Origin of the sequence: Colwellia sp. (genome assembly GCF_013215345.1) — a bacterium.
In the GTDB taxonomy this organism is placed as follows: domain Bacteria; phylum Pseudomonadota; class Gammaproteobacteria; order Enterobacterales; family Alteromonadaceae; genus Colwellia.
This window is the reverse complement of the sequence record NZ_JABSOV010000257.1, coordinates 1-1,550: the sequence shown is the minus strand read 5'-3', so window position 1 is coordinate 1,550 and position 1,550 is coordinate 1. Positions and strand designations below refer to the sequence as shown.

Below are 1,550 nucleotides of genomic sequence, written 5' to 3'. Positions count from 1 at the left end.
GCAACATCACCACCGGCACTCCAAAAAGCGCTTTCACCTATGCGATATAACATTGCGGCTAGGTACACTTCTTCCTGCACATCTTCGCTATAATTAGGCACCATCCTTTTAGCAAGCATACCGGCATAAAATGAATTAGCCATAAGCTGAGTTAACTTTTCATAAACATTGATATCAAGCGTCTTTGTTGCCAGTAAGCTAGACACTAACTTTGCCGTTAAACAGATATTTTTAACGGTTTGTATACCTAATACCACTGTAGCCCGTGAGACAGTAGTGACTTTATTAATACTGAAGTGCTGAGTATTATTGGCAACTTTAAGCAAGCAGGTGGATAAGCCTTGATCATGCAAGATAGCTTCACTTAACTTAGGTAAGGACGATTTATCATCATTGGAAAATTTATCTAACATTTTCGCCGTAGAAGTAATAGCCGGTAGCTCACTGTTGGCAATAAGATCAATCCATTGTTCTGTTGTTCGTAAACCTCTATTGTTCATGGAAATTTCTCGATATGACTTATGACAGAAGCATGAATATAACTATACCCGCTATTATTCAAAATGCTTGAATTTAGTATGAATTAAAAAGTACAGCTACAAGGCGCTCATTTGAAGATATAGTTTTTCTATAGCGAGAAGGAGCAACGAAGTAGATGTGCTTTTTAAACTTAATAAAACGAGAATTTTGAATGGTGATGGGTATTTATACCCCTTACCATTCGAAATGCAGGATTTCAGTGGGAATTAAAATGACTTTAGGCAAGGAGAATAGTTTAAGCATAGTCATTCTATGTTTTGATTATTTAACGCGGTATAAAGTAATTTTAAACCCATCGTAGAAGCGCTTGAGCAACATAACTTCATCGTTGCTGTGATTTATAAGGGAGTTACCATTATTTCATCACATCGCCTTGAATTGAAATTGCTCAAGCACTCTGAAACATGCATATTGATTGATAAGGGGTATACACCCAATAAGTGCTTATGTCTAAAAAAGAGCACAACTATTTCTCTGCGCTTAGCTAGATACAGAGAAATAGTTATAGATAATTTTCAACAAACCGCACTAAGAATTGACAGCGCTGTCATTTTTTAATAGGGTGACATAATATTCACCATGCTAAAAATTTATCGCTTACACTATAAGAGGTGTATCCGGCTTTTTATTTCATTGTTCTAAGGAAAAAACATGCAAGTTATTATTTTTGATAATGCACAACAAGTTGCCATAAGTGCAGCAGAATGGGTTGCAGAGCTAATCAATAAAAAATCAAACCCAGTTTTAGGTTTGGCCACAGGCAGCACCCCAATTAGCCTTTATCAAGAATTGGTTAATAAGCATAAAGCCGGCGAGCTTAGCTTTAGCAATACCACAACTTTTAATTTAGATGAATACTTAGGTATTGATGAAAAAAATGAACAAAGTTACCGTCATTTCATGAATGAGAATTTGTTTGACCATGTCGATATAGATAAGTCTAAGACCTTCTTGCCTACCTGTAATCAAGGTGAAAACCCAAGAGCACAAGGTTTAGCTTACGAAGATAA

The 1,550-nt window shown here is 36.0% G+C and carries 2 protein-coding genes; one reads left to right on the top strand and one right to left on the bottom strand.

The window, feature by feature from the left end; genetic code table 11:
* A partial coding sequence (locus HRT50_RS18820) for an HDOD domain-containing protein (protein ID WP_291617391.1) occupies positions 1-500 on the bottom strand: 500 nt, incomplete at its 3' end.
* 691 nt (positions 501-1,191) lie between these two features.
* On the opposite strand from HRT50_RS18820, the gene HRT50_RS18815 reads away from it, so the two are divergent.
* Positions 1,192-1,550: 6-phosphogluconolactonase (locus HRT50_RS18815; protein ID WP_291617389.1), on the top strand; the 359-nt coding region annotated here is incomplete at its 3' end.